This window comes from Pseudomonas moraviensis subsp. stanleyae, from assembly GCF_036283065.1.
GTDB classification, from domain to species: domain Bacteria; phylum Pseudomonadota; class Gammaproteobacteria; order Pseudomonadales; family Pseudomonadaceae; genus Aquipseudomonas; species Aquipseudomonas stanleyae.
Genome location: NZ_JAADJI010000002.1, coordinates 415,809 through 429,012, shown reverse-complemented (window position 1 = coordinate 429,012; position 13,204 = coordinate 415,809). Strand labels below are relative to the sequence as shown.

The window sequence follows — 13,204 nt, the reverse complement described above, 5'->3', positions numbered from 1 at the left end:
AGGTCATTCACATACATGATTTAACATAATATACATTACACGTAACAAGATGTTTCGCGGTTGGCGTGATTGGCCGAGGGATTTGAATCTGCGCAATCGCCTCAAAACCAGGTTTCCTTACAAACTGCATTTTCCCGACACGCAGCTCTCATTCTTCACGACGCGTCAGCTTTTCAATCAGTGCTCGATGCTGCGGAAACTGCGCCGTCAATTTTGCTCGATCACCTATTTCCATATCGGCAAAATCAAACCCTGGCGAAACCGCTTCGCTGATCAGGCCAAAGCCGTTTCAGCCTTCGAGCAATTTGGATGCTTCCAGATTCCACCCGGTACGTGCAGTTGAAGTTGCTGGCCTGCCAAAACATCGATGCCCATCACCAGCGTCTGCAGTGAGCCGTCGGCGTGGATCAAGTTATTCGATGGCGTCGCCCAGCTGGAAATAATGCAGGATGCCGGAGTGATTGAAATGGAAATGCCCCCCCCCGGTGATTGCTTCGTGAGCAAATAGTAGATCGACGTCAGCAGGTATCGGGAGCCTCGTTGCGTTTCGTGCCAGTCGCGGTGGTCGCCCTGAGAGGTCCTGCGGTAATAATCGTCTTCAACATCAGGCTCAGACTCAACGCAGTAATCACATCCGTTGCGTTCGGAATACCCTGAATCATGGCCTTCTCCACTGTTATCGCAAAATTCGTTGTTAGCTCAACTAAACGGTCATTTAGTGTAGTTAACGTATTATCGGCGACGTTCGCTACATTTGCCCTGCCCACTTAAAAATCCACCGTAGCCGAAAGCAGGTACGTTCTCGGCGTAGAAAGCGTCAGTCCCGGCTCACTGTCATCCGATGCACCCGCCGAACTCCAATAGCGTTTATCCAGTACGTTTTCGACATTGGCGCGCAAGGTAATGGTCTTTTCGTCCAGCCTGAAAGCATAGCGCGTGCCTACGTCCAACCGTTCCCATGAGTCGATTACCTTGTCGTTCGATTGGTCCAGATACTGCGAACTCGAGTAGATACCGCGACTGGTCAACGTCAAGCCCTGCACAGTCGGCACGTCCCACTCCGCGCCAAGGTTGACGTTATATTTCGGCGTCGCCGGTGCGCGGTTGCCGTCGAATGTGCCGTTGGTGGTTTGGGTCAGTTCGCTGTCGATGTACATCACACCGCCGAGCAACCGGAAGCCTTTGAGCGGTTCGCCGAACACGCTCAGTTCTACGCCGTTGTTCTCGCGCTTGCCGTTCGGGCCGAAGACTCGCGTAACGGCGTTAGTTTCGTAGGCAGGTTGTTTGATGCGAAACACTGCTGCCGTCAGCGCATATGCGCCCGCGTCGTACTTGGCGCCGACTTCGATCTGGCGGCTGACGAATGGCGGGAAGATTTCGTCCTCGTTGATCGATGTCGATGGTGCGATCTTGCCCTGGCTGAGGCCTTCCATGTAGTTGGCGTACAGCGAGAGTTTGTCGGTTGCCTTGAACAGAATGCCGCCCGATGGCGAGACCTTTTCTTCATCGTAGGCCGTGTCGCCCTTGATGCCGTCGCTCCAGTCATCGACTTTGACCCGCTGCCAACGCGCCCCCAAAGTCAGCAACAGGCGATCGTCGAAGAAACCGAGGGTGTCGGACAAAGCCACGCCGCTGAAGCGGTTTTCTGTGTAAACCTTGGCGTCATTGCGGGTCGGCGTGCCAGGTCTGGCGATTTCCACCGGTTCGTAGAGGTTGCTGCGCCCGGCCGCGTAACGGGCGCCACCGTTTTCGAAGTCCATATAAAAGTAGTTGGCCGCCAGATTCACTTCATGGCTGACCGGTCCGGTCTGGAACCAGTTACGAACGCCAGCGGTAGCCGTGCGGACGTTTTCGTCTCGGGTGAAGTCGCGCGGCTGGACGCTGAAATCACCGGCGTCGTTAGTCACCGAAACGGCATGGCGCAAGAAGTCGTGATTGCTTTTGCGCGCGCCGACGCCGCCATACAGCATGACCGAATCACTGACATCGAACTCCCCATTCACCGTACCGAAGGTGTCTTTGGTGCGCGCCTTGCTCCAGGGTTGCGCATAGTTGTCGCGCACATCATTGGCGTTCGGCACTCTGGCATTCGCGGCGACTTGCACGCGTTCCTGCGGTGCGTCGGTATCGCATTCGGTGTGGCCGATATCGGTGGAAACTCGCAAGCGTTCACCGCGGAAATCCAGGCCAAGGACCGCCATGTCGCGATCGACACTCTGGTGATCCCATTCCGTGTCACCGGACTGCTTGACGCCGTTGAAGCGCACGCCGAACTGATTGTCTTCGCCAAAGCGCCGCCCGACATCCACCGCGCCGCCGACCTGGTTGTTCGAGGCGTAATTGGCCGTCAGCGAGGTAATCGGCTTGTCGGTCGCGCGTTTCGGCTCGACGTTGATCCCCCCTCCTACACTGCCCCGCGGCGAAATGCCGTTGATCAACTGGCTCGGGCCTCTGAGGATGTCGACGCGATCGGCCATTTCCATGTCGATGGTGTACGTCGGCAAGATTCCGTAGAGGCCGTTGTAGGAAACGTCACTGTTGAACAGGCTGAACCCACGGATAGTGAACTGCTCATAGCGGCCACCGGCCGGGTTGGTCGCGCGTACCGAAGGGTCGCTGCCGATCAGGTCGCCAAGCGTGCGCGCCTGCTGGTTTTTCACCGTTTCGCTGGTGTAGGTGGTCATGCTGAACGGGGTTTCCATGAAATCCCGCGAGCCCAACAGCCCTTGCGAGCCACGCCGTGCAACCTGGCCGCCGGCGAAGACGTCGGCACCCGCCGAATCGCTCGCGCCAAGAATGGATGTCGGTGCGAGTTGCAAGGTGCTGCCTTGCGCTGCCGGTACCAGCGTATAAGCCTGATCACCGACCGGTTGCAGTTGCAGCCCCGAACCCAGCAACAGCCGACCAAACCCCTCTTCCACGCCATATTCACCGGACAACCCATTGCTGTTGCGGCCACTGACAAGCGCCGGATCCACCGACAGGTTGACCCCGGCGAGACCGGCGAAACGTGTCAGCGCCGCACTCAGACTACCGGCCGGGACCTGATAACTGCGGCGGCTGCCGTCATCGGCCCAGCTCGATTGGATCAACACAGGGCTGGCACTCAGGCTCAGCAAAAGACTCAACTGCAACAACGGACGCAAGCGACCTGGGAATACTGCGGGCATTGGAAGAAGCTCTCGATTTTGTTCACTTGCCTGGAATGACCAGCGAGGCGAAAAAAAGGGACAGGCTTCAGCCAGTTTTTACTGCACGCGGCACCAGCGACACCCAAAATCGCGTTCGCGTGTTCACGTCGACGGGCAAACTCGCCGCCAGAAGTGCCAGCACCTGATCGGTGTCGTCGAGGCGGAAACTGCCGGTGATGCGCAGTGATTCCAGCGCCGGATCCAAGCGCAGCACGCCCGGGCGGTAGCGACTCAGCTCACGGAGGAAATCACCCAGCGGCTGGTTTTGCGCCATCAACACGCCGTCGCGCCACCCAGGCATCAACGTATCGAATGCCATCACCAGCCCGGCGCCGGAGGCTTGCAGGCTGACTTGCTGGCCCTGCTTCAATACCAGCGCCGCGCCATGCAAAGGCTGCAATTGCACCGAGCCGCGCAGCACGCAGACCTGGCAATCGCGGGCATTCAGGCGCACCGAAATATCGCTATGACTGACGATCATCCGCCCGTAAGGCACGGTGACGATAAAGGCTGAATCTCCCGCCACGTTGAGCGCCATCTCGCCACGAATCAGCGTCAACTGACGGGCAGGCAAATCAACGTTTACCGCACTGTCGGTGTTGAGCTGCAATGACGAATCCTGCGACAACTGCACTGTGCGCCGCTCACCGGTGCTGGTGTGCAGATCGGCGCGCCAGACCTCCAGCGGCAGCTCACGGCCGATCAACCACGCCGCCGGCACCAGCGCCGCCACGCCCAAGGCACGCTTGAGCGCCGCGCGCCGTTCAGGATCCGGCCGATCCAGCGTGGCCATGGCCAGCGCCGGCGGTAAGCCTGCAAAGCGCTGACGCAATTGTTGAATTTTCTGCCACGCGTTTTCGTGGCGACTGTCGCTGCTGCGCCAATGCTGCAACCGGGCGTGATCTTCATCGCTGGCACCGCCGGATTCGAGCAATGCCAACCACTGCGCCGCTGCCCGCGCCACTTCGCGCGTTTCATCGCTGGGGGCAACACGCGTCACAGGTCCACCAGCAAACAATGCTCGTAAGCTTGGGCCATGTAACGTTTGACGGTGCGTTCAGAAACTTGCAAGCGCTCGGCAATCTCGCGGTAGCCAAGACCTTCGAGCTGGCTCCAAAGAAACGCCCGACGCACCGCGCGCGGCAAGCCGTCGAGCAATTCATCCAGCGCCTGCAAGGTTTCCAGCAGCAACCAGCGCTGTTCCGGTGACGGCGCGCACGCTTGCGGCAATTGCGCGAGGGCGTCGAGGTAAGCTTTTTCCAGATCGCGCCGCGTGTAGAAATTGCTCAGCAGCCGTTTGCCGACGGTGAGCAGATACGCGCGCGGCTCGCGCAATTCGGCCAGTGGCGGCGCGTTGCACAAGACGCGCAGAAAGGTGTCCTGACTGAGGTCCGCCGCATCCCACGCATTGCCCATGCGCCGGCGCAGCCAGGTTTCCAGCCAGCCGCGATGTTCGCGGTACAGCTGCTGCAGGCTCTGCTCCGGCGGTGACGTGGCTTCAATCATCTCAAGAGACCCTGCGCGAAGGTAGATTCAAATGAGACTGATTCTATTTAACTTCGCCAAGGACACAAAGCCTTTTTCTGCTCAGCGCTTGAGCGTCTCGCTCGGCAGCTCTTGGAACAGCGCGCGGTAACTGCTGGAAAACCGCCCCAGATGCCAGAACGACCAGCGCATCGCCACTTCGGCAACCGTGGTTTCCGTGGGCCTGCGCTTGAGCAATTCCCGGTGCGCGCTGTTCAGCCGCCTCAGGCGTAACCAGTGACTCGGGGTCATCCCGGTGTAGGCCTTGAAGGCTTGTTGCAACTGGCGCAGCGGCACGCCGGCGACGTGGGAAAGTTCGAGCAGGTTGACCGTGTCCTCCGGCGAATCAGCCGCCCACTCCCCTACTCGTTTCATGATCAAGCGCTCCTCGTTGCGCCGATGCAATCCGCCACGATCAAGACCGGTTCGAGCGTTGTCGAGGATGAACAGGCAGTCCTCAAGCAACTGCTGAGTAAGACGTTCTTTATCAATGGAATCAGTAGCTTGTGACAACTTGGTGAGAATCGAGCTTAACCAGCCGCTGAACAAAGCGTTTTGTCCGCAGTTCAGCGGTGCCATGAACAAACCCTCGAGTTTCGCTACATCCAGACCGTGCTCGCGGACGAAATCCGGCCCGAACACCACGGCAATTTCCTGGTAGTTCTCCGGGGTGATCCAGATGTTGCGGCTCTCTTCGTTGAGCAGATACAGCGCGTTATCGCTGCGATCGAAACAGAACGCCAAGGCACCGGATGGCGCGCTGAAATTCTGCTCGACCCGGGTGTTCATCTGCTCTTCGTAAACCTCGACTCCCTGCAGGTCCAGATAGCGAATCTGCCCGGCGAAATGCCCCGGCGACATCTGCTGGTAATGCTGAACCCAACCCGGTGTGGCGCGGATTTGTTCGGCCACGTCGGCGGTGTTGAACGCTTGTACCTGGAGCGGATTGCACGTTGTCATGGGGTGACCTTGCGCACTCTTTTGGTGCGCTTTGGTGCTGCTGAAAGTGGATAGATGGAATCGCAAGCCGCGCCCAAGATAGTCGTCAACGCGCCACAGGGGAAGGGGCGGAAGATGAAACCCGCCCTCCCCGGCGTCTACAAAACCAATAACGAGGTCTTTATGAACGCCCCTTTCGATCAGCTGTTCACCTGGCTGAAAGATCACAAGATTACCGAAGTCGAATGCGTGGTCAGCGACCTGACCGGCATCGCCCGCGGCAAGATTGCACCGACCAACAAGTTCCTGCATGAGCGCGGCATGCGCCTGCCGGAGAGCGTGCTGCTGCAAACGGTAACCGGGGATTTTGTCGACGACGACATCTACTACGACCTGCTCGACCCGGCTGATATCGACATGATCTGCAAGCCGGTTTCCGACGCTGTGTACGTGATTCCGTGGGCGATCGAGCCGACCGCCATCGTCATACACGACACCTTCGACAAGTTCGGCAATCCGATCGAACTGTCGCCGCGCAACGTGCTGAAGAAAGTCCTGCAGCTCTACACCGACAAGGGCTGGAAGCCGATCGTTGCGCCGGAAATGGAGTTCTACCTGACTCAGCGTTGTGAAGACCCGGACCTGCCGCTCAAGGCACCTCTTGGTCGTTCGGGCCGTGCGGAAAGCGGTCGGCAGTCGTTCTCGATCGATGCCGCCAACGAGTTTGATCCGCTGTTCGAAGACGTCTACGACTGGTGCGAACTGCAAGGCCTCGACCTCGACACGCTGATCCACGAAGACGGCCCGGCGCAGATGGAGATCAACTTCCGCCACGGCGATGCCCTGGATCTGGCTGACCAGATCACCGTGTTCAAACGCACCCTGCGCGAAGCGGCGCTCAAGCACAACGTCACCGCGACGTTCATGGCCAAGCCGATCGGCGACGAGCCCGGCAGTGCCATGCACCTGCACCAGAGTGTGGTCGAGATCGCGACGGGGCAGCCGATCTTTGCCGATGCCGAGGGCAACATGAGCGAGCTGTTCCGTCATCACATCGGTGGCCTGCAGAAGTACATCCCCAAGGTCCTGCCGATGTTCGCGCCCAACGTCAATTCGTTCCGCCGCTTCCTGCCGGACACCTCGGCGCCGGTCAACGTCGAGTGGGGTGAAGAGAACCGCACGGTGGGCCTGCGCGTGCCGACTTCGGGGCCGGAGTCGATGCGCGTGGAGAACCGCTTGCCCGGCGCCGACGCCAACCCGTATCTGGCCATTGCCGCAAGCCTGCTGTGCGGCTACATCGGCATGGTCGAAAAGATCGAGCCGAGCGCCGCGGTCGAGGGACGGGCCTACGAGCGGCGCAACCTGCGCCTGCCGATCACCATCGAAGAAGCCCTGACGCAAATGGAAGAGTGCCCGAAAGTCGCCGAGTACCTGGGCAGCAAATTCGTCCGTGGTTACGTCGCAGTGAAGCGCGCCGAGCACGAAAACTTCAAGCGCGTGATCAGCTCGTGGGAGCGTGAGTTTCTGCTGCTGAGCGTCTAATCAAAATTTGCACAAATCCCTGTGGGAGCGAGCCTGCTCGCGAAGACGGCCGCACAGTTGATCGTTCCCACGCTCCCGCGTGGGAATGCATCCCGGGACGCTCTGCGTCCCATCCAAAGCCGAACGCGGAGCGTCCGTTGCGGCATTCCCACGCAGAGCGTGGGAACGATCATTACAAGAAGAGGTGTCGAAATGCGTCTATTGAAATCCGTACTCCCGGTCGCACTGAGCATGCTGTTCAGTGCCGTAGCCCACGCCGAGCCGCAGGTCAGCGTCTACAACTGGACCGACTACATAGGCGAAACCACCCTCGCCGACTTCCAGAGCAAAACCGGGATCAAGGTGATTTATGACGTCTTCGATTCCAACGAGACGCTTGAAGGCAAACTCCTCGCCGGGCGTACCGGATACGACGTGGTAGTGCCGTCCAACCACTTCCTCGCCCGCCAGGTAAAGGCCGGCGCGTTCATGAAACTCGACCGTTCGCAGTTGCCAAACTGGAACAACCTGGACCCAAAACTGCTTGAATTACTTGAGAAAAATGATCCGGGCAATGAGCACTCGGTGCCCTATCTGTGGGGCACCAACGGCATCGGCTACAACGTCGACAAGGTCAAGCAAGTGCTTGGCATCGACCACATCGATTCCTGGGCCGTGCTGTTCGAACCCGAGAATCTGAAGAAGCTGAGCCAGTGCGGCGTGTCGATGATGGACTCCGCCGACGAAGTCTTCCCGGCCATCCTCAACTACATGGGCATGGACCCGCGCAGTGAAAACCCCGAGGACTATAAGAAAGCTGAAGCCAAGCTGCTGAGCATCCGCCCGTACATCACCTATTTCCACTCTTCGAAGTACGTTTCCGACCTGGCCAATGGCGACATCTGCGTCGCATTCGGTTATTCCGGCGATGTATTCCAGGCCGCGAACCGCGCCAAGGAAGCAAAAAACGGTGTGAATATTGCCTATGCGATTCCAAAGGAAGGCGCCAATCTGTGGTTCGATTTGCTGGCGATCCCCGCCGATGCGAGCAATGCCAAAGAGGCCCATGCCTTCATCAATTACCTGCTCGATCCGCAAGTGATTGCCAAGGTCAGCGCCACCGTCGGCTACGCCAACCCGAACCCGGCGGCCAAGCCGTTCATGGATCAGGAACTGGTCAACAATCCCGAGGTTTATCCGCCGCAGTCGGTGCTCGACAAACTCTACATTTCCTCGACCCCGCCCCAGGCGATCATGCGCCTGATGACCCGGTCGTGGAGCAAAGTGAAGTCGAACAAATGAATCAGCACAATGCACAACACACCCGCTCCTGGTACGCCGCTTCTGCGCGAGCGACCACGTCCTACCCTGCGCTGGACGGCGATCTGCTTGCCGATGTCTGCGTGATCGGCGGCGGCTTCACTGGGGTCAACACGGCGATTGAACTGGCGCAGCGCGGTCTGTCGGTGGTGTTGCTCGAAGCGCGACGTATCGGCTGGGGCGCCAGCGGGCGCAATGGTGGGCAACTGATTCGCGGTATCGGCCATGAAGTCGAAGGTTTCGCCCGCTATGTCGGCGATGACGGTGTGCGCTATTTGCAGCGCGCCGGCATCGATTCGGTGGAGCTGGTGCGCCAGCGCATCACTGCAAACGCCATCGACTGTGATCTGCGCTGGGGCTTCTGCGAACTGGCCAACACTGCCGCGCAATTCGCTGCATTCAAGCAGGAACAGGACAGTCTCGGCGAACTCGGCTACGGCCACGAGACGAGGCTGGTCGGCCCTGAGCAGATCCGTCAGCAAGTGGTCGACGCCGGGGTGTACGCCGGCGGATTGATCGATATGGGTTCGGGCCATTTGCATCCTCTGGATCTGGTCCAAGGCGAAGCGCGTCTCGCCGCGTCGCTGGGCGTGCGTATCTTCGAGCAAAGCCCGGTGCTGGAAATTCTCCATGGCCCGACCGTCGAGGTGCGTTGCGCCACGGGTTCAGTGCGCGCCGGCAGCCTGGTGCTCGGTTGCAACGCGCATCTGGACAACCTCGAGCCTAAACTCAGCGGCAAAGTGCTGCCCGCCGGCAGTTACATCATCGCCACTGAGCCCTTGGACAAAGCCCGCGCAGCGCAGCTGATCCCGCAGAACCTGGCGCTGTGTGATCAAAAAGTCGGGCTGGATTATTACCGGCTCTCGGCGGATCGACGTCTGCTGTTCGGCGGCGCCTGTCATTATTCCGGGCGTGACCCAGCGGACATCGCCGCCTATATGCGACCGAAAATGCTCAAGGTGTTCCCGCAACTGGCCGACGTGCGCATCGACTACCAATGGGGCGGCAAGATCGGCATCACCGCCAACCGCTTCCCTCAGGTCGGCCGGCTCAAGCCGCATCCGAACGTGTTTTACGCGCAGGGCTATTCCGGCCATGGCCTCAACGTCACCCATTGGTGCGCGAAGTTGTTGGGCGAAGCCATTCACGCCGGGCATAGCCAAGGGATGGACGTGTTCAGCGGCGTGCCGCACATGACCTTCCCCGGCGGCCCTGCGTTGCGTTCGCCACTGCTGGCACTGGGCATGTTCTGGTATCGCCTGCGTGAAATGCTCGGCTGAACCCGCCATGACCCCGCCCCTGCAGGAGCTGCCGAAGGCTGCGATCCTGGGACGCAGAGCGTCCCGGGCGGCATTCCGTTGCTGCGCGTGGGAACGAGCAGATGTTCTGCTAACAGGCGCTTACACATTCATGAAGTTAAAACGGCTGCGGATTTGCTCTATCGCAAGGCACTTCTATATTGATGAAGTGCTTTTGCGTTCCTGACGCTCAGTGCCCGATTAATTGAGGAGGACATGGATGAAGTCGTCAGCCAGCGACGAGCCGCGAGCACCCGGTCAGGCGCCGATCAAAACCCGCCGTTTCGCTATTTCACTGGTTTGGATCGTGCCGATTGTGGCGGTGCTGGTGGGCATTTCGCTGGTGATCCACAACATCCTTCAGGAAGGCCCGACGATCACCGTCACCTTCAAGACCGGCGATGGCCTCACCGCGAACAAGACCGAAGTCAGATACCGCAACGTGGTCATCGGCCATGTTTCCGAGGTGGAACTGGCCGACGATCATAAAAACGTCAACGCCACGATCAAACTGGCCAAACAGGCTGAAGCCTTCACCCGCGAGGATTCGCAATTCTGGGTCGTGCGTCCCCGTATCGGCGCTGGCGGTGTCTCGGGCATCGATACGCTGTTGTCGGGCGATTACATCGGCGCCGACATCGGCCAGGCGAACACTCGCGCAAAAAACTTCAAAGGCCTCGAGAACCCGCCGCCGATCACCTACGGCGAACCGGGCAAGCGCTTTACGCTGCACACCGCCGACCTCGGCTCGCTGGACATCGGCTCCCCCGTCTACTACCGCAAGATCCCGGTTGGCCAGGTTGTGTCCTATGCACTGGACCCGGACGGCAAAGGCGTCAATATCGAAGTTTTCGTGCATTCGCCCAACGATGCCTACGTCACCGAAAACACCCGCTTCTGGAACGCCAGCGGCATCGACATCAATGTCGGCGCCAACGGCTTTGCGGTGAAAACCGAATCGCTGTCGACCCTGCTGGTCGGCGGTATCGCTTTCCGCGCCCCGGACTACAGTCCCAACGACACGCCGGCGGGCGAAGACAAGAATTTCGAACTGTTTGCCAACCAGGCGGCCGCACTCGCCCCGCCCGATGGCAAGGCGCAGTATCTGTCACTGCGCTTTGATCAGGCCTTGCGCGGGCTCAAGGTCGATGCGCCAGTCGAGTTTCTCGGCATCGAAATCGGCCGTGTGGTGGCAGTCAATCTCGACTTCGACGAGGTCAAGCGCACCTTTCCGGTGAACGTCGGCATCGTCATTTATCCGCAGCGACTCGGCCGCGCCCACGCGAAAATACTCAAGACCTACCATGGCGACGAAAACGACGAGGCCACCGGCGCGCGCCTGATCGGCACGTTCATCGAAAACGGTCTGCGCGCCCAGGCTCGCAATGGCAACCTGCTCACCGGTCAGTTGTATATTTCCCTGGATTTCTACCCGAAAGCACCGAAAGTCGCCTTCGACCCTACGGCCCGGCCAATCACCATTCCGACCGTCCCCGGCAGCCTCGAACAGTTGCAGGAAAAACTCGAAGCGATGGTCAACAAGATCAACGCGCTGCCGGTGGAGCGCATCGCCAGCAACCTCGACGGCAATCTGGTCGAGCTGCGCAAAGGCCTGAAGCAATTCAATGCCAAGACCCTGCCGGGCGTGCAGAGCACCCTCGCCGACGTCAGCAAGACCCTGCAGTCAGCCAGTTCGACCCTGGCCGAGGATTCACCGCAGCGCGAGCAACTCTCGGAGACCCTCGACGAACTCGGGCGCATGTCGCGCTCGTTGCGTGAGCTGTCGGATTACCTCGGACGCCACCCTGAGTCGCTGATTCGCGGACGTCCTGACAATGCCCCGCCGCTGGACCTCAAAGGACCGCCACGCAATTGAGCACAGGAGCTGAATCCATGGCTTTACCGTTGAAGATCACCGTGCTCGCTGCGTTCGTGCTGCTGACCGCGTGCCGCAGCGACCCGATCAGCTTTCACACACTGGTCCCTGCGCAACCGGGCGCCAGCCGCAACGGCACTGACATTGCCATCGAAAGCATCAGCGTGCCGCCGCAGGTTGATCGCGCGCAGATTGTGATTCGCCAGGGCAACAGCGGCGTGGCCATCCTCGATACCGATTGGTGGAGCGCCACGCTTGCCGATGAGTTACGCGGTGCGCTGGCCGATCAATTGAGTGGCGGCGTCGGCCAGCATCGAGCATCGGTGCGCGTCGATGTGCAGCGCTTCGATTCGATTCCCGGCCAGTACGCCTTGATCGACGTGAAATGGCGAGTGCGCCCGCTGGGTGCGGCGGACGCGGCGCTGCTCACCTGCCGCTCGGTGTTGCAGACGCCTTCAGGGCCGAGCATCGAAGAACTGGTGACTGCGCAACAGAACAACGTCAAACGCCTCGCTGCACAAATCACTCAGGCTGAGACCGGCTCGCGCTGCCCGCCGCAAAACTGACTCAGCTTACAAGTCGAAGCGATCCACCGCCCGCCGCCGCTCGTTGTCATCGCGCACGTCGTAGTTGGCGGTCGTCTGGATATTGCTGTGATGCGCGAGTTTCTGTGCGATCGACAGGTCGTGCTCCTCGATCACCCGGGTGATGAACGAGCGTCGAAAGTCGTGGGGCATGATCTTCACCCCGACCTGCGTACCGCGCTGGCGGGCGATGTAATAGATCGCGTGTTTGGTGATGCGCTCGCGGGTGATGTGGCTGCCGCGGCGAATGCGATTGAACAGAAACGCATCGTCGCTCTCGCCTTCCTTGAGCTGGGAACGACGCAGTTCCAGCCAGGCGTCGAGTTTGGCAAAAGCCCAGGCCGGCGCGTACTTGATCAACTGCTTGTTGCCCTTGCCGGTGACGGTCAGGCTGCGTTCGTGGAAGTCGACCTGACTCAGATCCAGATCCACCGATTCCGACTTGCGCATGCCGGTGCCGTACAGCAGCGCAATCACTGCCGCATCACGCAGGCCCTGCGGGCGCGGGTCGGCAGCGCAGACTTCCATCAGTTCGTGAATCAGCGTGCGCTTGAGATTGCGCCCCTGGGACAGCCGGGTGCCGGCAATGCCTTTGACCGAACGCATCTTCAGCAGGTGATCCTGGGTGATCAGGCTCATGCGCCACGCTTCGTTCATCACCCCGCGCACGGCGTTCACGTATAGCGACGAAGTATTCGGTGCGTAACCGTCGGCACGCAACGCGGCGACCAGCGCCACCACGTCTTCCGGTTGCAGGCCGTGCCAGGGAATTTCTTCGATATCGACGTCTTCGAAACCGAGGCGGTCGGCGGCGTCTTGCAGCACATAGCGCATGGTCAACTGGCTGGAGGGCGCCAGCCGCGCCAGATAAACGCTCAGCGGATTATTGTGGGACGGTGCGGGTTGGGTACTCGACAAATCACTCAAACGAAACGGCCTTGAAATAAAAAA

At 60.0% G+C, this 13,204-nt stretch carries 11 protein-coding genes and 1 pseudogene; 6 read left to right on the top strand and 6 right to left on the bottom strand.

Translation table 11 applies throughout. From position 1 onward, the window contains the following. The first annotated feature begins 82 nt into the window (after positions 1–82). Positions 83–343 (top strand): hypothetical protein, encoded by a 261-nt coding sequence (locus tag GXB78_RS28085; protein ID WP_408005101.1) that lies wholly within the window; start codon positions 83–85, stop codon positions 341–343. Here the strand turns inward: GXB78_RS28085 and GXB78_RS28080 are convergent. The 5 genes and pseudogenes from GXB78_RS28080 to GXB78_RS04345 all read right to left on the bottom strand — a co-directional run. Further along, positions 274–549 (bottom strand): annotated as a pseudogene (locus GXB78_RS28080) (cupin domain-containing protein); the annotation flags it as partial. The gene GXB78_RS28085 and the pseudogene GXB78_RS28080 overlap by 70 nt on opposite strands. A 218-nt stretch (positions 550–767) precedes the next feature. Next, positions 768–3,170 (bottom strand): TonB-dependent receptor, encoded by a 2,403-nt coding sequence (locus tag GXB78_RS04360; RefSeq protein WP_329514457.1) that lies wholly within the window; start codon positions 3,168–3,170, stop codon positions 768–770. 67 nt (positions 3,171–3,237) lie between these two features. Next, positions 3,238–4,191 carry a FecR family protein gene (locus GXB78_RS04355; RefSeq protein ID WP_329514456.1) on the bottom strand — a complete coding sequence of 318 codons (954 nt, stop codon included), beginning with the start codon at positions 4,189–4,191 and terminating at the stop codon, positions 3,238–3,240. After that, positions 4,188–4,697: a sigma-70 family RNA polymerase sigma factor gene (locus tag GXB78_RS04350; RefSeq protein ID WP_329514455.1), complete on the bottom strand. Its 510-nt coding sequence runs from the start codon at positions 4,695–4,697 to the stop codon at positions 4,188–4,190. The genes GXB78_RS04355 and GXB78_RS04350 overlap by 4 nt, the downstream gene beginning before the upstream one ends. A gap of 81 nt (positions 4,698–4,778) precedes the next feature. Then, the gene (locus tag GXB78_RS04345; protein ID WP_329514454.1) at positions 4,779–5,675 is read right to left on the bottom strand and encodes a helix-turn-helix domain-containing protein; all 897 of its coding nucleotides are present in this window, start codon (positions 5,673–5,675) and stop codon (positions 4,779–4,781) included. 162 nt (positions 5,676–5,837) lie between these two features. Here GXB78_RS04345 and GXB78_RS04340 point away from each other — a divergent pair, with 162 nt between their 5' ends. The 5 genes from GXB78_RS04340 (at position 5,838) to GXB78_RS04320 (ending at position 12,235) form a co-directional block, all read left to right on the top strand. After that, on the top strand, positions 5,838–7,196 hold the full coding sequence (locus GXB78_RS04340; RefSeq protein WP_329514453.1) for a glutamine synthetase family protein: 1,359 nt from the start codon (positions 5,838–5,840) through the stop codon (positions 7,194–7,196). Between the two features lie 192 nt (positions 7,197–7,388). Next, entirely contained in the window at positions 7,389–8,477 is a 1,089-nt protein-coding gene (locus GXB78_RS04335; RefSeq protein WP_329514452.1) for a polyamine ABC transporter substrate-binding protein, read from the top strand. Beyond that, positions 8,474–9,775, top strand: coding sequence for an NAD(P)/FAD-dependent oxidoreductase (locus GXB78_RS04330; RefSeq protein WP_329514451.1), 1,302 nt, complete (start codon positions 8,474–8,476; stop codon positions 9,773–9,775). Before GXB78_RS04335 ends, GXB78_RS04330 begins: the two co-directional genes overlap by 4 nt. Positions 9,776–10,013: 238 nt before the next feature. After that, on the top strand, positions 10,014–11,669 hold the full coding sequence (locus GXB78_RS04325; protein ID WP_329514450.1) for a PqiB family protein: 1,656 nt from the start codon (positions 10,014–10,016) through the stop codon (positions 11,667–11,669). Positions 11,670–11,686: 17 nt separating this feature from the next. Beyond that, a complete protein-coding gene (locus GXB78_RS04320; protein WP_329514449.1) occupies positions 11,687–12,235 on the top strand; it encodes a PqiC family protein in 549 nt (182 codons plus the stop codon). 6 nt (positions 12,236–12,241) lie between these two features. On the opposite strand, the gene GXB78_RS04315 is transcribed toward GXB78_RS04320, so the two are convergent. Next, positions 12,242–13,087, bottom strand: a complete 846-nt coding sequence (locus GXB78_RS04315) for a site-specific integrase (protein ID WP_408005104.1) — start codon at positions 13,085–13,087, stop codon at positions 12,242–12,244. Positions 13,088–13,204 lie beyond the last annotated feature (117 nt).